18 protein-coding genes are annotated in these 22,424 nt (G+C 45.0%); 7 read left to right on the forward strand and 11 right to left on the reverse strand.

Features of this window, described 5'->3' with window-relative positions; all coding sequences use genetic code 11:
* A complete protein-coding gene (locus RLN88_RS08000) occupies positions 1-5,478 on the reverse strand; it encodes a beta strand repeat-containing protein (protein WP_350220869.1) in 5,478 nt (1,825 codons plus the stop codon).
* 146 nt (positions 5,479-5,624) lie between these two features.
* On the opposite strand from RLN88_RS08000, the gene RLN88_RS08005 reads away from it, so the two are divergent.
* Positions 5,625-6,239 (forward strand): DUF6252 domain-containing protein, encoded by a 615-nt coding sequence (locus tag RLN88_RS08005; protein WP_350220870.1) that lies wholly within the window; start codon positions 5,625-5,627, stop codon positions 6,237-6,239.
* Positions 6,240-6,293: 54 nt separating this feature from the next.
* Here RLN88_RS08005 and RLN88_RS08010 read toward each other — a convergent pair whose 3' ends face one another.
* From RLN88_RS08010 to RLN88_RS08020, 3 genes are read right to left on the reverse strand one after another with little or no spacing between them, the layout of a single operon-like run.
* Positions 6,294-9,356 (reverse strand): T9SS type A sorting domain-containing protein, encoded by a 3,063-nt coding sequence (locus RLN88_RS08010; RefSeq protein ID WP_350220871.1) that lies wholly within the window; start codon positions 9,354-9,356, stop codon positions 6,294-6,296.
* Between the two features lie 2 nt (positions 9,357-9,358).
* A complete protein-coding gene (locus tag RLN88_RS08015; RefSeq protein WP_350220872.1) occupies positions 9,359-9,724 on the reverse strand; it encodes a hypothetical protein in 366 nt (121 codons plus the stop codon).
* 51 nt (positions 9,725-9,775) lie between these two features.
* The gene (locus RLN88_RS08020) at positions 9,776-11,332 is read right to left on the reverse strand and encodes an NAD(P)/FAD-dependent oxidoreductase (protein WP_350220873.1); all 1,557 of its coding nucleotides are present in this window, start codon (positions 11,330-11,332) and stop codon (positions 9,776-9,778) included.
* 139 nt (positions 11,333-11,471) lie between these two features.
* Here RLN88_RS08020 and RLN88_RS08025 point away from each other — a divergent pair, with 139 nt between their 5' ends.
* The 3 genes from RLN88_RS08025 to RLN88_RS08035 all read left to right on the forward strand — a co-directional run bounded on the left by RLN88_RS08025 (position 11,472) and on the right by RLN88_RS08035 (position 13,008).
* A complete protein-coding gene (locus tag RLN88_RS08025; protein ID WP_350220874.1) occupies positions 11,472-11,831 on the forward strand; it encodes a cupin domain-containing protein in 360 nt (119 codons plus the stop codon).
* A 105-nt stretch (positions 11,832-11,936) separates the two neighbouring features.
* Positions 11,937-12,446, forward strand: coding sequence for an RNA polymerase sigma factor (locus tag RLN88_RS08030; RefSeq protein ID WP_350220875.1), 510 nt, complete (start codon positions 11,937-11,939; stop codon positions 12,444-12,446).
* Positions 12,436-13,008: a hypothetical protein gene (locus RLN88_RS08035; protein WP_350220876.1), complete on the forward strand. Its 573-nt coding sequence runs from the start codon at positions 12,436-12,438 to the stop codon at positions 13,006-13,008. The genes RLN88_RS08030 and RLN88_RS08035 overlap by 11 nt, the downstream gene beginning before the upstream one ends.
* Before the next feature lie 126 nt (positions 13,009-13,134).
* Here the strand turns inward: RLN88_RS08035 and RLN88_RS08040 are convergent, their stop codons facing one another.
* Positions 13,135-13,869 (reverse strand): DUF3108 domain-containing protein, encoded by a 735-nt coding sequence (locus tag RLN88_RS08040; RefSeq protein ID WP_350220877.1) that lies wholly within the window; start codon positions 13,867-13,869, stop codon positions 13,135-13,137.
* A gap of 118 nt (positions 13,870-13,987) precedes the next feature.
* Here RLN88_RS08040 and RLN88_RS08045 point away from each other — a divergent pair, with 118 nt between their 5' ends.
* The 3 genes from RLN88_RS08045 to RLN88_RS08055 are packed head-to-tail and all read left to right on the forward strand — an operon-like array spanning position 13,988 to position 17,313.
* Positions 13,988-15,043 (forward strand): sensor histidine kinase, encoded by a 1,056-nt coding sequence (locus RLN88_RS08045; protein ID WP_350220878.1) that lies wholly within the window; start codon positions 13,988-13,990, stop codon positions 15,041-15,043.
* A complete protein-coding gene (locus tag RLN88_RS08050; RefSeq protein WP_350220879.1) occupies positions 15,043-15,741 on the forward strand; it encodes a LytR/AlgR family response regulator transcription factor in 699 nt (232 codons plus the stop codon). The genes RLN88_RS08045 and RLN88_RS08050 overlap by 1 nt, the downstream gene beginning before the upstream one ends.
* Positions 15,742-15,786: 45 nt before the next feature.
* Complete coding sequence (locus tag RLN88_RS08055) at positions 15,787-17,313, forward strand: carbon-nitrogen hydrolase family protein (protein WP_350220880.1); 1,527 nt, start codon at positions 15,787-15,789, stop codon at positions 17,311-17,313.
* Here RLN88_RS08055 and surE read toward each other — a convergent pair whose 3' ends face one another.
* From surE to RLN88_RS08085, 6 genes are read right to left on the reverse strand one after another with little or no spacing between them, the layout of a single operon-like run.
* On the reverse strand, positions 17,314-18,084 hold the full coding sequence (gene surE, locus RLN88_RS08060; protein WP_350220881.1) for a 5'/3'-nucleotidase SurE: 771 nt from the start codon (positions 18,082-18,084) through the stop codon (positions 17,314-17,316).
* A 2-nt stretch (positions 18,085-18,086) separates the two neighbouring features.
* Positions 18,087-18,689, reverse strand: coding sequence for a hypothetical protein (locus RLN88_RS08065; RefSeq protein ID WP_350220882.1), 603 nt, complete (start codon positions 18,687-18,689; stop codon positions 18,087-18,089).
* On the reverse strand, positions 18,686-19,885 hold the full coding sequence (locus RLN88_RS08070; protein ID WP_350220883.1) for a bifunctional 3,4-dihydroxy-2-butanone-4-phosphate synthase/GTP cyclohydrolase II: 1,200 nt from the start codon (positions 19,883-19,885) through the stop codon (positions 18,686-18,688). Before RLN88_RS08070 ends, RLN88_RS08065 begins: the two co-directional genes overlap by 4 nt.
* A 3-nt stretch (positions 19,886-19,888) precedes the next feature.
* Positions 19,889-21,817, reverse strand: a complete 1,929-nt coding sequence (dnaG, locus tag RLN88_RS08075) for a DNA primase (RefSeq protein ID WP_350220884.1) — start codon at positions 21,815-21,817, stop codon at positions 19,889-19,891.
* Positions 21,814-22,161 (reverse strand): DUF5615 family PIN-like protein, encoded by a 348-nt coding sequence (locus RLN88_RS08080; protein ID WP_350220885.1) that lies wholly within the window; start codon positions 22,159-22,161, stop codon positions 21,814-21,816. Before RLN88_RS08080 ends, dnaG begins: the two co-directional genes overlap by 4 nt.
* Positions 22,158-22,391, reverse strand: coding sequence for a DUF433 domain-containing protein (locus tag RLN88_RS08085; RefSeq protein ID WP_350220886.1), 234 nt, complete (start codon positions 22,389-22,391; stop codon positions 22,158-22,160). The genes RLN88_RS08080 and RLN88_RS08085 overlap by 4 nt, the downstream gene beginning before the upstream one ends.
* Positions 22,392-22,424: the final 33 nt, after the last annotated feature.

A 22,424-nucleotide genomic window follows, 5' to 3' on the forward strand; every position in this document is an offset into this window, starting at 1 on the left:
TTAATCCGGGTTTGGTACTGTGTAGATAAGACGAACACCTGAAGTGTAACTGTAAAGAGCTCCACTAGGACCGGCATCCCCTGTAAACCTTAACCAGTATTGATAATTCGCATTGTCAATTACAGGGTTACCAAAGGTGCTTGTGGCATCAATTACAGCTGTTCCACCTCCTCCAGTATAAATAATCGTAGCAACTAACTCGGGCGCACCTCCAAGTGTTTTTCTGAATAATTCAACTCTCGGATCGTTTGTGGATACCACATCCCGCCACATTTGTGCCTCCATCTGCGTCAATACTGCTCCTTCAGGCAAAATTAGTGGGGCCATTAAATGCTGGTTTTCTTCCACGCTTATGGAGCCGGTACTTGGGGCCGCACTTGTGCCATTTCCATGATTAATCTTCAAATCATTCACATCCCCAGTTAGAAATTCAACTTGAAAATGATGAACACCAATGGTTGTAGTACGATTTACCGGTGCTGAATAGGTATAATCATTTGCTGTGACTATTCCATTCACGTCCAGCTCAGATGCTGGTGTAGCGGTTCTAATACCGACATTTAAGCTGTTGTTTGTTCCGTCTCCTAACGCAATTACATTAGGTGTGCTTACAAATGTACTATTTCCTATAGCCACAGAATTAGTAGAGCCCCCTGAAACAGAAGCACCAATACCTAAGGCAAGTGATCCTGACTCTCCTGCGGTAGATCCATTTCCAACTGCAGTTCCACCTATTACTGCATTGGAGTTACCTCCAACTGCAACAGCATTTGAGCCAGAAGCCGATGCAATATTTCCGATTGCAATTGAATTGGTACTACCCCCAGTAACATTTGCCTGCCTGCCTACTGCAACAGAAGCGTTGGCAAATGCATTTGCCTGATTACCAATAGCAACAGCCGCTCCTCCATTTGCATCCGTGGATTCACCAATAACCACATTGGTTCCGCTATCATCTGAGATGTCTGCATTTAATCCAATAACAGTATTTCCCCCACCGGCATTTACACTTGATCCAGCGGTTGATCCTATAATAATATTGTTGGTTCCGACTCCAAGCGATCCTCCCGCCGTGCTGCCACCAATCAGGTTACTATTTCCATCCTCAATGAATGATCCTCCTCCAACTGCTGACCATGATAAATTACCCGTGCCATCATTTGTAAGTGCACCGGAACCTTGCGTTTGCGGAAGAACTACTCCATAGGCGTTGCTGGAAGGGTGGGCCTGTAGTACAAACGCATTAGCCCCACCATCATCTTCCAATTCTATGGTGCCACCAAAACCACTTGCCGGATTATCTACGCGAATCACTCCATGTGTTTCAATAATCCCATTGAAACCCCCTCCTCCTGGCGCTCCAGCTGAAATTACTACATCACCTCCGTTTCCACCTGAAGCATCACCAATCCCTGCATTCAAATACAGATTACCTCCATTATCCGGACTACCACTCACTGAGTTTCCGGCACTTAGGGACATGTGATTTCCCTGGCCAGTTCCATTAGGGTATATTGCTATTGACCGGTCTGCCTGATCAAAAAAACTGATATTGCCCTCTAGCTCTAATGCGTCTCCACCATTGCTTCTGAATCGTGCCGCCTGACCTGCTCCCGTATTTTGAACTTCAAAAAGAGCACCAGGATCTGATTGGGATTGCACAAATGGAAGTGTGAGGCCACTACCCAAAGCGCTCCATGCGCCAGAGGAATACCCTTCAAAAGTGGAACCATTAAACCGAATCATTCCATCCCTTTCGTCTCCAGGATCAGGTGACCCAAGTCTTAATCCCTCGCTGATGTGGATGTTTCCATCATTGCGCATTTCCATCCAGCTTCTGACGTCACCCCCAGAAAGGTTAAGTTGCGAATTTGCAGCCCCATTTACCACATTCATAAAGAGAATTTCGCCATCATCCATAAAGATGAAGCTGGCAGAATCCGTGTTAGTTCTTCTCAATTCATTATCTGTTGGGCTTGTATAGTCCGGATAAAGATTGGAGAGAATGGCATCCCCATCGATAGCTTCGGTGGCATTCTGAAAATATGCCAATCCAAATTGATTTCCTACCTGAAGGGGAATTTGAGGTGAGGTCGTCCCAATTCCGACATTGACTGCATTAGGACCAGTTCCTCCCAGTACAAGAGAATTGCTGGTATTAACCACCGCCCTGTTTCCTATTGCCGTAGCATTTACTAATCCATCAGCACCTGTATCAGCCTGGAATCCAAGTAAAGTTATGCGAGATCCGTTGGTGTTCCCGGTTCCGATGTTGCCGTTTCCAGTTCCGGTTCCGATGAATGTATTGAAATTACCAGATGTGTTGATATTTCCGGATGTCTGACCGATAAATACGTTTTCGTTTCCAGTGGTACCAGACCCGGAAGCTTCACCTACAAATGTGTTTGCAAAGCCGTTGGCACTCTGTCCTGCTGTATTTCCAACAAATGTGTTATTCGCACCAGTAGATAGTACGCTTCCGGCATCTACCCCATAAATGGTATTGGCATTTCCAGTGACGGATGGACCCGCCCCCGTTCCTCCGACGATTGAACTGGCGTTGGGCTCAAAAACCAATCCTGATCCACTGCTCAGTGTCGTCCAGGCACCCGAAATATAGCCTTCAAAATCACCAATGTCGGTATTGTATCTCATCATTCCATCCAATGGAGAACCCGGCTGCTCAGCGGTGGTTCCTACCGGGAATTTAATGGCATCTGTGGTGGCAATATCCAACGAGACGGCTGGATTATTGGTGCCTATACCAATGTTCCCATTCCTTATTCTCATCATTTCCACAGCTCCATTCGTACCGGAAGGAGTGGCACTGAAAATTAAATCAGTTCCTGTACTTCCAGTAAAGTTTTCCGTTGCTTCGGCAGCTATGGAGGCGCTAACCGGATAAAGCGGAACATTGTCACGCCCGGCAAATGCAACCTCTCCTAACCTGTCACCATTGGAAATTGGTGAAGCCCCTCCTTTGGTACCATTACCTCTGGATAATCTTAATTCTGAAGGGAATCCAAAGGAAGATGCATTAAGAATTGCCTGAGCGGTTTCGGATTCAATTCCCAGGTGTTTATTCGCACCTGCCGCTTCAAATACTGGTGTTGATGATGTTCCAAACACAACATCTTCTAAATCCTCATTCAATCCCATTTGGAAATTAGCGCCACCAATAGGCGTCCATGCTCCAGAAATATATCCTTCAAAATCGCCAATGTCGGTATTGTATCTCATCATTCCATCCAATGGAGAACCCGGCTGCTCAGCGGTGGTTCCTACCGGGAATTTAATGGCATCTGTGGTGGCAATATCCAACGAAACGGCAGGATTAATTACTCCAATTCCAATTTGTGCATTGGTTGTAATAGGTGCGTTAGAAGTGATTGCGGGACCAGAACCCAAATGCTGTAAATCAAGAATTGCATCTGTATTGCCCACATTATTTGATGAAAATGTGGCGGTCTTACCTAATCCGGAAGTAAACACATTCATCGCCTGTGCGGTACCTGCTGCATTGTCGTATGAGATACGAGCCGCATCACCACCTCCATTGCTCTGTGCCAACAAGGCATATGAATTAAGTGCGCCATCGGAGATAGCCTCCAAGGCAGGGAGTGTACTGGCAGGATTACTTACAATAAATGCTCCTGCTCGTCCGGCTCCTGTCTGAGTCACTGCAAACAAATCTGAAGCATTGGCCTGTGTATCTGAGAATGGAAGGGTCAAAGTACCCAGCTGGCTCGCCAACGCCAGTGTTTCATCACTGGTTGGCAAATCCGGAATACGTAAAATCGGCGTGGGGTTAGATTGGGTGTTTACCGAGAGCGTTACATCATTAGGCCCGGCCTCAAACACCATTTGACCAATAACATTGATATTGTCACTACCCGCATCCCCCAGGTTAATGACAGGGCTATTCAGACTTGTTTCTATGGCGGTATTGGTGATAAACCTTCCAGCCCCATCAATGATCAAATCGCTGCTTCCTGCACCTGTAGTAATGGTAGATGGTGCAGATAAGTTTCCCCCAAGGTCTATATTACTTCCGTTGATGGTGACACCATTGCCAGAAAGTAGCGGAGCTGGAAGATTAACATCTACGTAATTCTTTGTCGCAACATCCTGTGCGGCTGTCGGGTCTGCCACGTTGACGATGGTGGAACCGCCTGCATCATTGCCCAAGGCAATCACCGCGCCTAAATCCTGAACTTCGCCAGTGATGAAGCCTTGCGTGTCAACATAATTCCTTGTCGCCACATCCTGTGCAGCTGTGGGGTCTGCCACGTTGACGATGGTGGAACCGCCTGCATCATTGCCCAAAGCAATCACTGCGCCCAAGTCCTGAACTTCGCCGGTAATGAAGCCTTGCGTGTCAACATAATTCCTTGTCGCCACATCCTGTGCGGCTGTCGGGTCTGCCACATTGACGATGGTGGAACCGCCTGCGTCATTGCCCAAAGCAATCACTGCTCCCAAGTCCTGAACTTCGCCAGTAATGAAGCCTTGTGTGTCAACATAATTTCTTGTCGCCACATCCTGTGCGGCTGTCGGGTCTGCCACGTTGACGATGGTGGAACCACCTGCATCATTGCCCAAAGCGATCACCGCTCCCAAGTCCTGAACTTCGCCAGTGATAAAGCCTTGTGTGTCTACATAATTTCTTGTCGCCACATCCTGTGCGGCTGTCGGATCTGCCACGTTGACGATGGTGGAACCGCCTGCATCATTGCCCAAAGCAATCACTGCGCCTAAATCCTGAACTTCTGCTACAATACCATCATCCGTCCCATCTGCAAAGCCAGCGGGGATACTTGTTACTTCCGTCCAGTCTACTCCGTCCTTCACACTTGCCAACACGGTCGGGTCGGTCTCTGTAGCTATTCCATCATCGATCCCATCGGCAAAGCCAGCCGGGATACTCGTCACCTCAGCCCAGTCTACTCCGTCCTTTACACTTGCCAACACGGTCGGGTCGGTCTCTGTAGCTATTCCATCATCGATCCCATCGGCAAAGCCTACAGGGATGCTTGTTACTTCTGCCCAGTCTACCCCGTCTTTAACACTTGCCAACACGGTCGGGTCGGTCTCAGTGGCAATTCCATCGTCGATTCCATCGGAAAAGCCGGCTGGGATACTTGTTATTTCACTCCAATCAATCCCATCGGCGATATTAGCAGGAACGGCCAGAGCAACCCAGGCAGTTCCGTTCCAAAAATAGAATCCATCGACCGAGGTGTCAAAAATCAGCAACCCATTGTCGGCTGCACCCAGCCCGGTAGCCATGGCTGCTCTATCACTTATAGCCGGAATCAATAATCCCTGATCGCCATTTGGTGAAACCAGGTGCAATACGGCATTTGCATTTGGGGTTTCGGTATTAATACCTGCGGTGAATTCTTGCGCATTGAGATTTCCAAGAGCCAGTGTAAATACCAGTGCTCCAATCAGATGGGGTTTCTTGAATAGTTTCATGACTAAGGACTTTAACTAGTGGATTACCTCCAAAAATAAAGTATTAAACCTTTGAAAATACCCCCTTAAAAATCAATTCGATGTAGTCCCCCATTTCAGGGATATGTCAGCTATTTGCCTTAACAAAACCCCATTTACGGCAAAATGTGAAAAAAATACCCACTTACACGGATACGAAATCAGATGTGGCTGGTATTGAATCCGTCTTGGATGACCGTGAACTTAGCTCCAAAAACATAGTCATGAAAAAATTCAATTTATTCGCCTTATTAATTTCATCATTTTTGATTTTCTCCTGTGGTGGAGACGGGGATGATGATGCCGGACCAAGTGGGTCAGGAACTATGTCTGCCAAAATCAGCGGTACCGTAAGCACTAACTTCAGCGCATCCGGTTCACTTGGGGGACAAAATTTAGTAACTGCACAGTTAAATTCACCTGTACTTTCCATTGTTGGCAATGACGGAGGGTCTCCTACTACCAACCAGATTAATATTGCCATTGGGGCCTATGATGGGCCAGGTACTTATGAGTTTGGAATTACAACAGGGAATACAGCAACATTTTCTCAAACTACTGTTGATGTTTCAAATCCTACAGACTTTGAGAATTTGAGTTTTACCGCCCTTTCAGGAAGTGTGGAGGTCAGCGAGAATGGGGATAGCTATGAAGGAACTTTTACCTTCTCAGCTCAGGGTAACGACGAGACTACTGTAGAAGTAACTGAAGGCAGTTTCAATGCAAGCCCTGCGGAGATGTAAGAAATTTATCACAAAAAAAGGGCAAAAAAAGGGGAGCCAGTTGGCTCCCCTTTTTTATTGCTTGATGATTTTTACGATTCTCAATTTCTCCTCATCACGGAACCGCAAAAAGTAAACTCCATTGGGATAAGCATATAATGAAATCGTTCCTTCGAAGGCTTCATCGTACTTGCTAAACCGGTGGTTTTGTAAAATCCTGCCGTTGATATCCACAACATCTACCCTCAGGAATCCATTCATATTGGAATTGGCATACGAAATCCTAAATACTCCATCTGTAGGATTAGGATAGACTTTCAGGCCCTCCAGTTGATCCGATTCCAAGCCAAGAATAAAGTTGATTTCAACAGTTTCTTCAAAAATACATTCACCTTCATTCGCCGTTACAACAACATCATAATTACCTGCTTCAAGGTCATCGAATAATGAAATTGACCCAAAAGTATCTCCTCCGTCTATACTGAACTGATAACCAAATCCACCAGAAGCTTCCAAGCTTATTGATCCAAGTCCTTGACTTCCGGCATCCACTGTGGAGACTTCAACCGATAGATTACATAAGAAGTCAAGGCAAAACTCTGTGCTTTCCGAACTCCCAAACTCTCCATCACCTGAAAATATTACATCTCCAACTGAATTGATTAGTGAATAAGATCCATTACCCTCTCCACAGCAAATTCCATCTCCATATGAATCATAAATTACAAACTCATAACATTCGTCTGCCCTTACACAAATTTCCTCTTGAACTGAGCCGGAATATGAACCACCACTAACCAATAATTCACCTTCATCATCAAACAGCTCCCATGTTGTTTCCACTGGGAAATTATCAGCATTGAGTATAAAAGTAAACGAAGCTGAATTTGTGTTTATCATTATGGACTCTTCATTATCGTCAGGAAGTTGATCACTGGTTCCATTAGGATTTTGTACCTCTACCACTATGTTATTATCTCCAAACAATAGACCAGAAAGGCTAGCTATTTCACTTGCAGACTCCCCGGTTTCGAGCGACCCGATCCAGTTGATTGTTTCTGCTTCCGATCCGTTCAAATTAATAACTATATCCGCGGAGGTTAATGTAGCCCCGCCTTCATTGGTGATGGTTATCTCCACATCTACATCATCCACACAGGCGGATTCCGATGCTGATGCCTGAACCGATACATCATTTTCCGCAAGGTTTCTTACCAACTTAGACCGGCTGTCATTGCCTGCATTAACATCCGCCGAGTAGTCAATTGCTACAGCGATCTCATAGTCACCTAATTCTGACAAATCCATTGTAGTTGAAAAAGTGTGCTCCAACATAGCTTCAGACGCCAGGCTTTCCTCGTAAAGGAATGTCTCCTCCACCTCACCATCCAATGAAAGAACAAGATTGAATCCGGTTGCTGCATTCTCACCGATGTTTTTCACAGAAACAGTGACTGACTCTGCAGCAGATAGCCCCGATCCGGTGCTTGGTTCATCTATAGACATTAAGGCCAAATCATCACTGGAACTTTCCAGCTTGAACGCAACAACCCTGGTTTTCGATCCACCTGAAGCACCGTACTCAGAGGTATACCAAAAAGTACGTCCATCCACCGGATCAATACCCATCTGGGCATAATCACCGAAACGATCCCCACTTACTGAGCCCGTACCATCTATGACGTTATACTCCGTCACAGTCATTGTTCCAAGCTCATCCTCCGCATATCGGCCTGTGTACTTGATGCCAGCAAATTCTTCTGAACTGGTGGTATTGTATGCCAAACCAATATTTCCGTCTAAGTCCATGGAAATGGAAGGCATAAACCGATGCAACCCATCTTCCGGAGCAAAGGTGCCTTCCTGGTATAGTTCCCAATCACCGTCGGTTCGTCTAAGCTCTACCCATCGGATTCCGGAAAGATTCTCGCCATCAGTTACGTCCGTGATAAAACTTAACACAATGGATTCATGGGTTCCAAAATTTCGATAGTGAGGTAAGTTCATCACTACCTCTGGGATAGCATCAATTCCTGACGATGAACCACCCTGAGCCAGGCAGGCAAATCCTCCGGTCTCGGCATCACATGGATAGCTATCAAAAGGGGCCGTTTCTATGGTGGTGGTAACAACGGATGTATTTGCTGAATTCTCAAAGTCAATATCAAAAGTAAATACCTCAATGGCATCCTCATCCACCTGTCCCCAGGAAGAATCATTGATTTTTACGGCAATGGGCTTGTTGTCGGCAGGTGCTGTGTTGCCTATCCAGCTTACAGGGGTGGTCACATAAAACCCTGCTTCTGTGTTTGAATTTCCTGTGATTTCTACCCGCTGCATATCAACTTCCGAATCTCCTGCTAAAAATGCAGCCCGATCAAAGAAGTACTGGTGCAGGCTGCCCGGGCCTTGCTCGTTGGTGGTCACCATGTACGTATCATTCCAGATGGCCCATTTTGGGTAGTCGGGGAAATTAGGGGGTGAAAAGGCATACACGCTGTACTCCCCAAACGGATCACTGTCATCAGAGATTGCAAATAATAAGTTTGCTGATCCATTAGGGCTGGTAAACTCGGTGATGATCCACCGCTCTGCATCGTGATCGAACAATACGATCGGATCTCCGGCTGAGCTTTCCCCGATGGAAGTCCACAGGGTATTTGCAGCAAATTCATCGATCAAAGTTCCATCGGACTTATCAAAAACAGCTATGTCTGTAGCGTTGATTGCCTGCACATAGTAGTCAAGCCCTACATCTCCTGTGGGGTCATTGGGTGAACCAAAGGAACTGGCAAGCCCGTCAATGTTTACACTTGGTGCTATGGGAGCAAGTCTGGTTTTCGGGATTTCCTTTTGCCAAAGTGGATCCACGCCCTGGTGCTCCAGGGCAGGAATGATTGCCTTGCTGGCACCCCTTCCTATGAAGTTTGGAGGAGCGGCGGTCACTCTTTTCTTGGTTTCAGATTTTTTGTTCCTGTCTGTGGAGGAGACTCTGATCAACTCCCTGATCGGTTTGGTCTTCCCTACCATAATGGCTTTGGAGGAACTCACCTTGACGTTTTCCAGTTTCTCGGTTTTTTGGCTGAATGCGGTAAGTACCGCTATTCCAAAAATGAGGAGTAATAATTTCTGCTTCATACTTAGTTATCCTTAATTGGGCTTGATTTCCCTGATTTAGTGTTCTTAGTTGTTTCGGTTTCCTGCTTATCTCCCATGGAAATCTCAATGACACGCTCATCCTGCTCCAGCTGGTTTTTCAAATCGGTCGCCATTTTTTGATCTGATAGTTTTACCATCCACAGATTCTGAGACCTGCTTATCCTCTTCATATCCTCTTTTTTAATTGAACTGAAAAGGTCTATGGATCCCGGAGTGATGCCCTCTTGTAGCAGTATGATTAGACTGGTTGGTTCCGTACTGGCCTGGGAAGTACTTTGATCTGATGATTTACAACTGATTAGTAAAGACAGACCGAATATGAGGAATAATATGGATTTAGATTTCATTAGGGTGAAATTAGCCTTCAAAAATACCCTTTTCTTGCAACTTCGAAAGTCTTATCTGTATATCCTGATAATTGATTCCATGCACCGCTCACCATCCATGGCAGCTGATACGATCCCACCGGCATATCCGGCTCCTTCTGCGCAGGGAAATAATCGTTTCACTTCCACATGTTCACAGGTTTCCTTTTCCCGCGGAATTCTTACCGGAGAAGAAGTCCGGCTTTCCACCCCAACGATTTGAGCTTCATTGGTCAGGTAGCCCTTCATTTTTTGTCCAAAATATTGAAATCCCTGCCTCAGGCGCTTCCCTATGAAATGAGGTAAAACCTCCATCATATCCACAGATTGAAGGCCGGGCTGATAAGAAGTATCCAATAAACTTGCAGAGACTTTTCCATCCACAAAATCGATCATGCGCTGGGCCGGGGCTACCTGAGTCTCCCCTCCCAACTTCCATGCTTGCTTTTCTACTGCAGCCTGAAACTCCATGGCCGCTAATTCTTCGTGTTTAGTGAATTCAGGAATATCTTCCAATTCCACCGCTACTATGATTCCTGAGTTCGCATATTTGCTGTCTCTGCGTGACGGGCTCATTCCATTGACCACTAACTCTCCCGGAGAAGTAGCAGCAGGCACAATGAAACCTCCCGGGCACATACAGAAAGAGAATACACCTCTTTCCTTTCCTTTCAAAGTTGATTGGGAAACCAGCGAATACGCTGATGCCGGCAGGTATTCACCCCGATCTGCGCACTTATACTGAATCTGATCGATGAGTTGCTGTGGATGCTCTATCCGCACGCCGAGTGCAAAGGGTTTCGCCTCTATTTTGACATGACGATTCTTACAAAGCCTGAATATGTCTCTTGCAGAGTGACCTGTGGCAAGAACTACTGCAACGCCTTTAACTTCGCCCTGCTCAGTAATCACCCCTTTCATCTCCCCATCTTCAATGATGAAGTCTGTCACTTTGGTGTTGAAGTGGACTTCACCACCCGCCTGCTCGATGGTTTCGCGTAAAGCCGTTACCAGCTTAGGAAGTTTGTTTGTGCCAATGTGTGGATGGGCTTCAAACAATATTTCTGAGGTAGCACCATGGGCCACCAAAATCTCGAATATCCGCCGGATACTTCCCCGCTTCTTTGATCGGGTGTAGAGCTTGCCATCGGAATAAGTCCCTGCTCCTCCCTCCCCGAAACAATAATTGCTTTCCGGATTTACCAAATGGTCTTTATTGATGGCGGCCAGGTCTCTCCTGCGCGACTGTACATCCTTGCCTCGCTCCAATACAATTGGTTTCAAGCCTCCTTCAATCGCTTTGATAGCAGCAAACAGTCCCGCAGGACCAGCTCCCACAATTACCACCGGATTAGCATTTCTCACATCGTGTTCACGTTTGAAATACTCTACATACTCAACCTCCGGTGGAGTATCTCTGATTTCAACCCTAAGATTTACTTTAATGGTTTTCTGACGGGCATCTACAGACCTTCTCAGGATATCCACAAACTGTCCTTTTCCTAGATGTCCTGACTGCTTAAGATAAGTTTCGAGGTTTTGAGAGTCAAACCCTACTTCAGGGGATACGACAAGATCGTGAATCGGCATGGTACAAAAGTAGGAGATTGAGATGCTTCCTTCGTCAGCCTGACATCTATATTTATGCCTAGCCAACATAGAAATGTCATCCTGATCCGCCAGTTGGCGGAGAAGGGTCTATTCCACGGTAAGTAAATATCTTTGACCAATGAATATCCAAGATCATCTATCCAGAGTCCATGAATACTTTTCACCGAAGGTCATCGGAGAAGTGAATGATGTGTATGTAAAAGTGGCCAAGATCAAAGGGGAAGATATCCCATGGCACAATCATACGAATGAGGATGAAGCCTTTTTCATTCTGCATGGGGAGCTGCTTTTCGAGGAAGAAGGGAAAGAACCATTTACCATGAAGCAAGGAGATTTTTACGTAGTAAAAAAAGGCGTCAATCACCGAGTATCCTCTGAAGAAGAATGCCAGATTATGCTCATTGAGAACAAATCCACAGCTCATACAGGCGAGGTTGAATCCCAGGTTACCAGAAGTATTGAGGAGCAATTAAAGTAACATCCGCCACTAATGTCGGATCTTCTACAGGCTCAGGCTGACATTATTTTAACCTGCTTGTAAGAAATCTCCTCTGTCCCGGACTAGTGGGGTAACGATTCGAAAATGAAGGAAAGCGAACAGCGACAGATTTTCAACGATTGGCTTGACGGTTACCGTACTCTCTTGTTCAAAGTAATCAGAGCATATGCGTTCAACACCGACGATCAGAACGATCTGTTTCAGGATGTATGCCTGCAGGTCTACCGGTCCATTCCCAATTTCAAAGCTGAGTCTGCGGTTTCAACCTGGCTCTACCGGATTGCTTTAAATACAGCAATCAAGTGGAGCACAAAGGAAAAGAAGCATGCGGATGGACACCAGGAAATCGGCACGATGACACAAGTGTTGGAAATTCGTGATGAACCGAAAGATGAACGGGTGGCCTGGCTATACTCTGAAATCAAAAAGTTCAACGAGATTGATCGCTCGCTCACGCTCCTCCTCCTCGATGGATACAGTTACAAAGAGATGTCTCTGATGATGGGTATCTCAGAGAGCAACATCGGAGTGAAAATTCATCGAATCAAAAAACAATTGATAGAAAACTCAAAACAGTATGACTATGGAGTTTGAGGAAATGCAAAAAATCTGGAACGAACAAAAAGGAGAAACTATGTACGCAATAAATGAAAGTGCTTTGCACCAAAGTATTACACGGAAAAAGAATGCTGCCAGCAGGCGTATCAATAAGGTTGAAATCGGCCTGATCATTATCAATTCGCTTGTTTCTATTATCCTTTTAGTGGATGCAATAGTGGATAAAGAAGGATTTTGGGACTATGCCGGAGCGTTCATTGTGATGCTCACCGTGGTTTTCCTGGTTGCATTCCGATATAGAAGGAAAAAAGAGGCAAACAAATATGACCGATCCATGCTTGGAGAGCTGGATCATGCCATTGCCAATACCCATTCTATTTTGCAGATAGCTACCACTATGGTGTATTGGTACCTCCTTCCTGTGGGTTTCTACTCGCTTGGTAAAATGATTTACTCCGGAGCTTCATTGGAACGCTGGCTACTAATCGTGGGACTTTACACCCTTGCCTTTTTCCTTGTACAATGGGAGCGCAAAAAGATGCACATCCCCAGAAAGGAGCGTTTGCTTTCACTGAAGCGGAAGCTGATGGAGGAGTGATGCGGGATGGGGAAGTGAGATCGGACGTTGAGAAGAGTAAACCCAAAGTCCTCTATGATTAATTCCTGACAGGAATAATTTTTTGTTTAGATATGAAGCCTCTCGCAATTTACCTGAGCGTACTCCTCAATACAATCGCTTTTTCCTGATCTTCACTTGCCCATAGTTACCTTCCATTTTCACAAAATTCTGACCCCTCTTCGTATACCAAAACCTTGACGGTTGCGTACCTCCATAATCTGTAAATAGCACCCAGCAATCCATCGTTTCTCCGCTTGGCAATACCAGCTTTTCATCTCCTTCTACCTTGAGTGTGTAGTATGCTGGCGCTGGACCACCCGGGTGGTAAAAATTCATCACAGCCTGATAGCCTTTTTTCATGGGAAGCAACGAGTACGTTTCCAGGTCAATCTCCCATGCATAAGTTGGCACTTCCAGTTGAATGTCTAAATCCTTCACCACATTGTCCTGAACCGTGTCAAGGGGAATAATGGCTGTATCAGTAAATCGAAACCCTTCTTTTCCTTTTTGCTTGGTGTTTCTGATATGCAATACAGGCTTCAGGGTTTGTGGTTCACATAGGTAATAGAAGTCCCCATTGAAATCAGTATTTCCCGACATCCAGGTATGTTTGAACTCAAGGTATTTCTTCCCATCAATTTCCACCTCTTTTACAGATTTGATTTTCATTGCTCCAAACCTTGTAGCTCCATTCACTTCTGTGTAGATCACTTCCTTCATAGTCCCCATTTCTAGGTCATCATAGTTTTCAAATGTTTGACCCATTCGAATGGTATCAATCTCTTGTGCTAATATCCATGAGTAGGAAAGTATGCATAACGTTGTTGTAAATGTTTTCATGGCGCCAATTTGGGTGATCTACTAAACTTATTTTTCCAAAATCGATCCTTTGACCTCCAAATCCGCTATTTATTCTTAAAAAAACTACACCTCACGATTGTCGATCAAAAACCACGAAATGTCGATGCTGTGGGCTTCTTTGGGAAGAATTAAAGAAATTGGGACGGTGAAACGAAACATTGTATTCCTGCATATCGCCTTTTGGCTTGTATTCTTTGCCTTTAAGTTTGCGGACTACAGCACCAATATCGGTTACAGTCGAGCTGCCACGCTGGTGGTTGTGCCCAATACATTTAATATCGTAGCTGCGTACATTCATTATTTTTTCCTGCTACCAGTATTGCTTCAAAGCAAGTGGCCTCATTATTTTCTTATTCTGTTGGGAATGCTGGCTATCATCATCTGGACGAGAGGGTATACAGAATCAATTTTTCTCGGAGAAATATTCCAGACAAACTATTACAATACCTGGACTACCGGCCGAATCCTGAGTATGCTTTTCGGCACTGGTTCCTTCATCCTTTTTATTGCGATGCTTAGGTTCACCGTAGATCGATTCGTTCTGGAGGGTCAAAAAAAGGCTCTGGAAAATGAGAAACTGAATGCCGAACTCAATTACCTGAAAGCTCAGATCAATCCTCATTTTTTATTCAACACCCTACACAACCTTAACTACCTCACACAAGTAAAAAGTGAGCAGGCATCCGAAGTGATCATTAAACTGTCCAACATCATGCGATATATGATCTATGAGTCAAACAAGACGTACGTCGCTTTAGGGCGGGAAATAAACTATATCCGTGATTACCTCGATCTTGAGTCTATCCGACTAAACAATGCCTTTTCATTGAAATTCAACATTGACAATATTGACCCTGAAACTCAGATTGCTCCACTCCTGCTCATCCCATTGGTAGAAAATGCTTTTAAGCATGGAGTGAGCGACCGGCAACCTGATAGCAAAATCGAAATCTCATTGAAGTGTGATAAAAAATCCCTTCATTTTCAAGTAGTTAACAGTTTGAAGAGCAATCAGTTGGCTGAGGAAGCGGAATCCGGCTTTGGTTTAAGAAACCTAAAACACCGACTTTCGCTTAGCTATCCGGGAGCGCACTCATTACAAATAGAAAAGACAGACAAAGAATTTATCGCTGACTTATCTTTAAAACTGTAATGAAAATAAAATCCATCATAGTAGACGATGAGCCGTATGCACGGAAATTATTGTTAGAGTACTGTGCAAAAGTGGATTCTTTAGAGGTAATAGGTGACTTTTCCAATGCAATGGATGCTGCATCATTCATAAATAAACATGAAGTTGACCTGATCTTTCTTGATATCAAAATGCCGGACATTACAGGGCTTGGTATGTTAGGCACGCTACAAAATCCACCGCAAGTTATTTTCACCACCGCATTTGCTGAGTACGCACTAGACGGTTTTGAACTAGACGCCATAGACTACCTGCTGAAACCATTTGATTTGGCTCGTTTTTTAAAAGCTGTAAACAAAGCAGAGTCGCATTTTATAAAAACTCAGCCCCTGGGCTTTCATGAAGAGTTCTTATTTATTAAAGAAGGCCGAAATACAGTACGTCTGAATTTGAAAGACATAAAGTTCATCCAGGGCCAAAAGGACTATGTTCAGTTCACTACTGCAGATAGAAAAGTGATGAGTCTAATGAATATGAAGGATCTAGAAAAAGATTTATCTCCTAAAGGATTTTTACGAATACACCAATCATATCTGATCAATACTCATCACATTTCCTCTATTTCTCTTGAAAAAATTCGCATTGATAAGCAAGAGTTTCCGGTGAGCCAATCATACAAATACGCGGTTAAAGAATTTTTAAGCGCCATCTCAAAATAGGCAATACACCTTATTCTTTACTCTTTCCCACCCTACCTTTGCACTATGCAAGACATTGACATAGACAATATTGAACTCACCTACCTCAACCTTGAAGATTACGATGAGCTGAAAAAAGCCATGATGGTTTCCTATGCCAAGCTGGAAGATGCCTACTGGGAATATCATGAGCTCGAGCGACTGATCAATCTTTTTCCTGAGGGTCAGGTGGTTGTCAAGGTCAATGACAAGATTGCCGGATGCGCACTATCAATCATCGTGGATGCGAAAATGGCACAAAAGCGACATACCTATAAGCAGATAACCGGAAACTATAAATTCACTACCCACAAGCCGGATGGCAATCTGTTGTACGGCATAGACCTATTCGTCACACCGGAATTTAGAGGGCTTAGACTAGGCAGGAGGCTGTATGATTACCGAAAGGAATTGTGCGAACGGATGAACCTGGAAGGGGTGGCTTTTGGGGGAAGAATTCCAAACTACTATAAGTATGCGAAGAATCTCACCCCTCGCCAGTACATCGATAAAGTAAAGAAGAAAGAGATTGATGATCCGGTGCTGAACTTCCAGATTTCCAATGATTTTCACCCTTCAAAAATCCTGAAAGGGTACCTGGCGGGCGATGTGGAATCCAAAGACTATGCGGTGCTGCTGGAGTGGGACAATATCTACTATGAGGAAGAAACGGAGGAAGCGACCACTACTAAGAAAGTAGTAAGACTCGGGCTCATCCAGTGGCAGATGCGGCCATACAAAGATCTGGATGATGTAATGCAACAGGCCGAATACTTCATAGATGCAGTGTCTGGCTATCGGTCGGATTTTGCTCTCTTTCCCGAGTTTTTCAATGCCCCTCTCATGGCAGAAAACAACCACCTGTCAGAACCAGATGCCATCAGGGAGCTGGCGGTTCATACCGAGGAAATCGTGAGCCGATTCGCAAAGCTGGCTGTATCTTACAACATCAATATCATCACGGGAAGCATGCCGGAGATCAAAAATGATCGCCTTTTTAATGTGGGGTACATCTGTCAGCGGGATGGTTCCATCGACCGGTTCGAGAAAATACACGTGACCCCCGATGAGTCTAAAATCTGGGGGATGGAAGGTGGCTCCAAAATACAAACCTACGATACGGACTGTGGGAAGATTGGGGTGCTCATTTGCTATGATGTGGAGTTTCCTGAGCTAAGCAGGCTCCTTGCACAGGAAGACATGGATATCCTGTTTGTTCCTTTTCTTACCGATACTCAAAACGGCTATTCCAGGGTACGCCATTGTGCACAAGCCCGGGCTATTGAGAATGAGTGCTATGTGGCGATTGCAGGAAGTGTGGGGAACCTTCCCAACGTACACAACATGGACATTCAGTTTGCCCAGTCCATGGTGTTTACCCCGTGTGATTTTGCCTTCCCAACCAATGGAATAAAAGCTGAGGCCACTCCCAATACAGAGATGATCCTGATTGCCGATGTGGATATTGACCTGCTCACTGAACTCCACGAGGTGGGAAGCGTGAGAAACCTGAAAGATCGCCGTAAGGATGTGTACGAGGTAAAAAGGAAGTGATCAGATATCCCACCCCTCATTGATCTGGGCGATAGCATGGTGCCCTGTCATATCAAACTGGCAAGGAACGATTGATACATAGTTGTTGGCTAATGCCCACTCGTCATTATCCTCCCCCTTATCGTGATTTACAAAGTTGCCTACCATCCAAAAGTAAGTTCTTCCATAGGGATCTTTTCGCTCGTCAAACTGCTCCTCCCAGTTGGCATTGGCCTGCCGACACACTTTGATGCCCCGGATGGGCTCTTTTTGTTTGACAGGGAAATTCACATTTAGGGCTATACCTTTAGGGATTCCATTCTTGAGTGCCTCCTGCGTCACCTTTTTCAGATACTGATCGATGTGATCCATATCTGCAGAAGGATCGTAATCACACAACGAAAAACCAATGGCCGGAAGTCCTTCAATTGCCCCCTCAATCGCTGCACTCATAGTGCCTGAATAAAGCACACTGATGGAGCTATTGCTACCATGATTTACCCCGGAAACGATCAGGTCGATTTTTCTGCCCTTAAGTACATAGTGCTTGGCCAGCTTCACACAATCTGCCGGAGTGCCTGTGCATTCATACGCCTCTATTCCCTCAAACAGATCGCTTCTTTTCAGCCTGAGTGTATCACCCACCGTAATGGCATGTCCCATCCCGGACTGTGGGCTGTCTGGCGCCACCACCACCACTTCCCCCAATTCCTTCACCACATGTACCAGCTTTCGGATACCAAGCGAAGTGATGCCGTCATCGTTGCTTACAAGTATTAGGGGTTTTGCCATGGTTAGATTGAATTAAAAAATGCAGTAATACGAACAAGGTCAGCCATCTCATCCGGGTCAAGCTTGTTGTCTTTCATGAATTTTTTCACATCTGATTGCTTCTTTCTCATAAATTCCAATAGCTCCTTTTTCTTCCCTGAGAAGTAGGTGATTTTTCCCTCGCTATCCAAAAAATAAAACGAATACTTTATGATCAACCGGGTAGTATTTCCACCTCCCCAATAGGCTGATGAACTGTTAACTGTCTGGCTGACAATGTGCTCTCGTGCCAGCAATGAAAGCTTATCCTCGTAGACCAACTCGAAGAAAACCGGAATCTTGTAATTGATATTGACAGTGTAGGGAATGGAATAAAACTGTCTGTAATTGTCCAGGATAGAGTCAAAAATTTCAAAATAGAAAACCTTGTGACTCGAAAAAGTAATGGTCTTTCCTTTGTTGAATACGATCAGGGTATTGGCATCCAAATCATACTTCAGGCTACCCTTAATGGTGTCTTTGTCAGTAGTCACCAAAAAACCTTCGTGAAAAACTTCGGATGAAAACTGCTGCGCGTGGAGGCCAAGCCCCAGGCAAACTAGCATGATAGTGAGTGAGTATCTCATTTCAATATTTCGTGCCCCAATTTATCTCTTTTGGTTTCCAAATACTTCTGGTTGTGAGCATTGGGGGCGATTTCGATCGGAATATTTTCTACAATTTCCAGACCATAGCCCATCAGCCCTACCCGCTTTTTAGGGTTATTGGTAATTAACTTCAATTTAGTGATGCCGAGCTTGCGCAAAATCTGGGCTCCAACACCATAGTCCCGCTGGTCCGATTTAAAGCCCAGCTCCAGGTTGGCCTCTACGGTATCCTTTCCTTCTTCTTGTAGTTTGTAAGCCTTCAACTTGTTCATTAGGCCAATACCTCTGCCCTCCTGATTCATGTAGAGGACCACACCTTTTCCTTCTTTCTCTACCATCTGCATGGCACCATGTAGCTGTCCACCACAATCACACCGGCATGAACCAAAAATATCTCCAGTGACGCATGAGCTATGCACACGCACCATCACGGGTTCACCCTCTTTCCAGGTGCCTTTGATCAGGGCGAGGTGCTCCTCTCCGGTATTTTTTTGTTTAAAAGCCTTCAGTTGGAAATCCCCCCAGGCTGTGGGCATCTGCACCTCTATCTCTTCTTCAATCATAGACTCCTTCTCCATTCGGTATTTGATCAGGTCAGCAATGGAAACCAGCTTTAGACCAAACTTATCCGCAATCTTGCGGCAGTCTGGAAGACGTGCCATGGTGCCATCATCCTTTAATATCTCAACAAGAACTCCACCTGGAGTTAGCCCAGCCAATCTTGAAAAGTCAACAGCAGCCTCTGTATGACCTGCTCTCCTGAGTACACCCCCCTGCTTGGCTTTCAATGGAAAAATATGTCCGGGCCGACCCAAATCTTCCGGTTTGGTTTCCGAATTCACCAACGCCTGAATCGTTTTCGCACGATCAGAGGTAGAAATGCCGGTAGTGGTTCCATGCCCGATCAAATCCACGGAAACGGTAAAGGGCGTCTCGTATTGAGCGGTATTTTTGCCCACCATCAAATCCAGATCCAGTTCCTTACATCGATCCTCCAGCAAGGAGGCGCATATCAGTCCCCTGCCCTCTTTGGACATGAAGTTGATGATGTCAGGCGTGACTTTCTCCGCAGCACAAATGAAGTCCCCCTCATTTTCCCTGTCCTCATCGTCCACCACGATGATCACTTCCCCGTTTTTAATCGCCTCAATGGCTTCTTCTATTTTATCTAGCATTCGTTATCCGACTATTACAATTCCTAATCTTTCACCAAGATCCTTTGACACTTTTTTTAACTCATTAATATCGTCTAAAAGTTCATCTACCTCAGCATCACTTGTGGCATGTTTCAGCTTTTCTGTTTCCTCTTGTACCAATTGCTGCACAATTCTAAATTTCAACCTCAGCACATTGGTGTATGTCACATCCCTTAAAAAATCCCTTTCTCGAGGGACATGAATCTTATATTTTTCGCTCCAGTTTTCGCTAAGCTCATACTTTTCAGCACTTAAATCAATCACGGTTTTTCTCACATCCTCATCTTCATGCTGAAGCAGATATTCTCCATCTATCACTTCACCATCCTTTAACTTCTCCTGAAAAACCTGAACAATTTTTCGGTACGTTTCATTGGTAAACTGAATTTCATCCGCTTCGTTCAGGAAATAATCAATTAACCCTTGATCATTGAGCTCCCTGGTCTGAATCTTATTCTTGCCATAGTTCACCAAAATTCGCACGCTTTCCCGCTCCTGAAACTCAATGATCTTGCTGATATCCAGCTTATCGATAAGTTCCTCCTGCTGCATCGGAAAGGGCGGTATCTCCTCCACTACCTGAGGCTCTTCCGTCCACTTGGATTTTCGATTCTGTATTAGAATCTTATTCTGCTCTGCAACCAGCACCGTCTCGGCTATTCCCAACAAATCGCTGCACTCCTTGATATAAACTGTCCGCTTTACCGGATCATTGATTTTAGTGATACTCGAAACAATGTCCTTGATCACACCGGCTTTCTTTACCGGATCATTTCCGGTTCCATCCAGGAGAACTTTGGTTTTGAACCGGATGATATCCTGCGCCTCTTCTGCCACATAGTCCCTAAATCCGGAAGCCCCCAACTGCCGTGCGTAACTATCTGGGTCTTCTCCTTCAGGAAGAGCCACGGCCTTCACGTTCAGGTCTCCCTCCAGCAGCATATCAATACCTCGCATGGAAGCTTTGATTCCTGCCTGATCCCCATCAAAAATGACGGTTACATTTTCGGTGTATCGTCGAATCAGCTTTACCTGATCTTCAGTAAGGGCCGTGCCCGATGAGGACACCACATTAGCTATCCCGGCCTGGTGCATGGAAATCACATCAGTGTAGCCTTCTACCAGGTAGCAGTTGTCCTCTTTTCGGATATCATTTTTGCCCTGGTACATCCCGTAGAGCACCTTACTCTTGTGATAGAGCTCAGTCTCCGGACTGTTGATATACTTAGCTGATTTATCAGTGCTGGAAAGTTTTCGTCCACCGAAGGCGATGGTTTTTCCAGACACATTGTGGATCGGAAACATGACCCTGCTACGGAAGCGATCATAACTTTTTCCATCCTTATCTATGATCAAGCCTGCCTCTTCCAGTAGCTCCTTTTTGTATCCTTTCTTCACGGCCTCATCCATCAGGCCATCCCATAATTCTTTCGAATATCCAAGCTCAAATTTCTTGATGGTCTCCTCTGTAAATCCCCGCTCCTTGAAATAGGAAACCCCGATGGATTTGCCCTCATCCGTTTCATGCAGCACTCGCTGGAAGTACTCATTGGCAAAATTCAGCACAATGTACAGGCTCTCCCGCTTGTTTTGAGCGAGCATCTCCTCATCCGATTGCTGCTCCTCTTTTATCTCAATCCCGTACTTCCCGGCCAGGTATTTGAGTGCCTCCACATAGCTCAGTCCATCCACTTCCATGATGAAAGTAATAGCGTCACCGCCCTTTCCCGAGCTAAAGTCCTTGAAAATCCCCTTTGACGGAACTACATAGAAGGAAGGCGTTTTTTCATTGGTAAATGGGCTCAATGCTTTATAACTTGAGCCCGATCGCTTAAGGGTAACATAGTCCCCTACCACCTCGACGATATCGATACGGTTCTTTATTTCTTCGATGGTGGAAGGATGGATCATTTGATGGAGCGTATTCGAATCTTATTAGCTGTAACTATGCTGAATTTTCCAATTAAATCTTCATTCTTAGACTTAATCAAATCAACCAGGACTTTACTAATCAGTTTTGCCTGAGAAGAATAGCGAAGGAGAATTACACTTATGCTCTTTTCCTTGTGCGCATAGACCCACTCTCCGAAATCCTTATCCTCAGTCAATATTATCTGAGATGTGTTTTTCGAAATCTCAATCACCTCTTTATCTGATATGCCAGGTCTTACTTCCTTGACATGGGCCACTTTGATCCCGTTTTCCCTTAAGAAGGAGACAAGCCTTGAATCTATATTTTCATCGGCCAGGATCACCTATTACCGGCTATTATTACCTCTTCATTCGCAATGAGATCGGAGGCATAAGTCAATGCGGCATAAATATCTTCCTTTGTGATATGATCATACGCTGCATGCACCTCATCTATGGTAAGTCCTTCAGATAGTTTCCGAAGAATTAATTCCACTGTGATGCGAGTGCCAACGATTATTGGTTTTCCAAGCATAACATCAGGATCGGTGGTAATTCTACTCGTATAGTCCATACCTTTGTTGTTTTACACAAAATTACCTTAATA

This window comes from Ekhidna sp., from assembly GCF_040223195.1.
GTDB lineage: Bacteria > Bacteroidota > Bacteroidia > Cytophagales > Cyclobacteriaceae > Ekhidna.

Bases quoted from the DNA above. Each gene is read 5' to 3' on its own strand.
- RLN88_RS08015 (WP_350220872.1), bottom strand. From the start codon at position 9,724: ATGAAATCTAAATCCATATTATTCCTCATATTCGGTCTGTCTTTACTA.
- RLN88_RS08025 (WP_350220874.1), top strand. From the start codon at position 11,472: ATGAATATCCAAGATCATCTATCCAGAGTCCATGAATACTTTTCACCG.
- RLN88_RS08070 (WP_350220883.1), bottom strand. From the start codon at position 19,885: ATGCTAGATAAAATAGAAGAAGCCATTGAGGCGATTAAAAACGGGGAA.
- RLN88_RS08000 (WP_350220869.1), bottom strand. From the start codon at position 5,478: ATGAAACTATTCAAGAAACCCCATCTGATTGGAGCACTGGTATTTACA.
- RLN88_RS08055 (WP_350220880.1), top strand. From the start codon at position 15,787: ATGCAAGACATTGACATAGACAATATTGAACTCACCTACCTCAACCTT.
- RLN88_RS08040 (WP_350220877.1), bottom strand. From the start codon at position 13,869: ATGAAAACATTTACAACAACGTTATGCATACTTTCCTACTCATGGATA.
- RLN88_RS08010 (WP_350220871.1), bottom strand. From the start codon at position 9,356: ATGAAGCAGAAATTATTACTCCTCATTTTTGGAATAGCGGTACTTACC.
- RLN88_RS08065 (WP_350220882.1), bottom strand. From the start codon at position 18,689: ATGAGATACTCACTCACTATCATGCTAGTTTGCCTGGGGCTTGGCCTC.
- RLN88_RS08035 (WP_350220876.1), top strand. From the start codon at position 12,436: ATGGAGTTTGAGGAAATGCAAAAAATCTGGAACGAACAAAAAGGAGAA.
- RLN88_RS08020 (WP_350220873.1), bottom strand. From the start codon at position 11,332: ATGCCGATTCACGATCTTGTCGTATCCCCTGAAGTAGGGTTTGACTCT.
- dnaG (WP_350220884.1), bottom strand. From the start codon at position 21,817: ATGATCCATCCTTCCACCATCGAAGAAATAAAGAACCGTATCGATATC.
- RLN88_RS08045 (WP_350220878.1), top strand. From the start codon at position 13,988: ATGTCGATGCTGTGGGCTTCTTTGGGAAGAATTAAAGAAATTGGGACG.
- RLN88_RS08030 (WP_350220875.1), top strand. From the start codon at position 11,937: ATGAAGGAAAGCGAACAGCGACAGATTTTCAACGATTGGCTTGACGGT.
- RLN88_RS08050 (WP_350220879.1), top strand. From the start codon at position 15,043: ATGAAAATAAAATCCATCATAGTAGACGATGAGCCGTATGCACGGAAA.
- surE (WP_350220881.1), bottom strand. From the start codon at position 18,084: ATGGCAAAACCCCTAATACTTGTAAGCAACGATGACGGCATCACTTCG.
- RLN88_RS08085 (WP_350220886.1), bottom strand. From the start codon at position 22,391: ATGGACTATACGAGTAGAATTACCACCGATCCTGATGTTATGCTTGGA.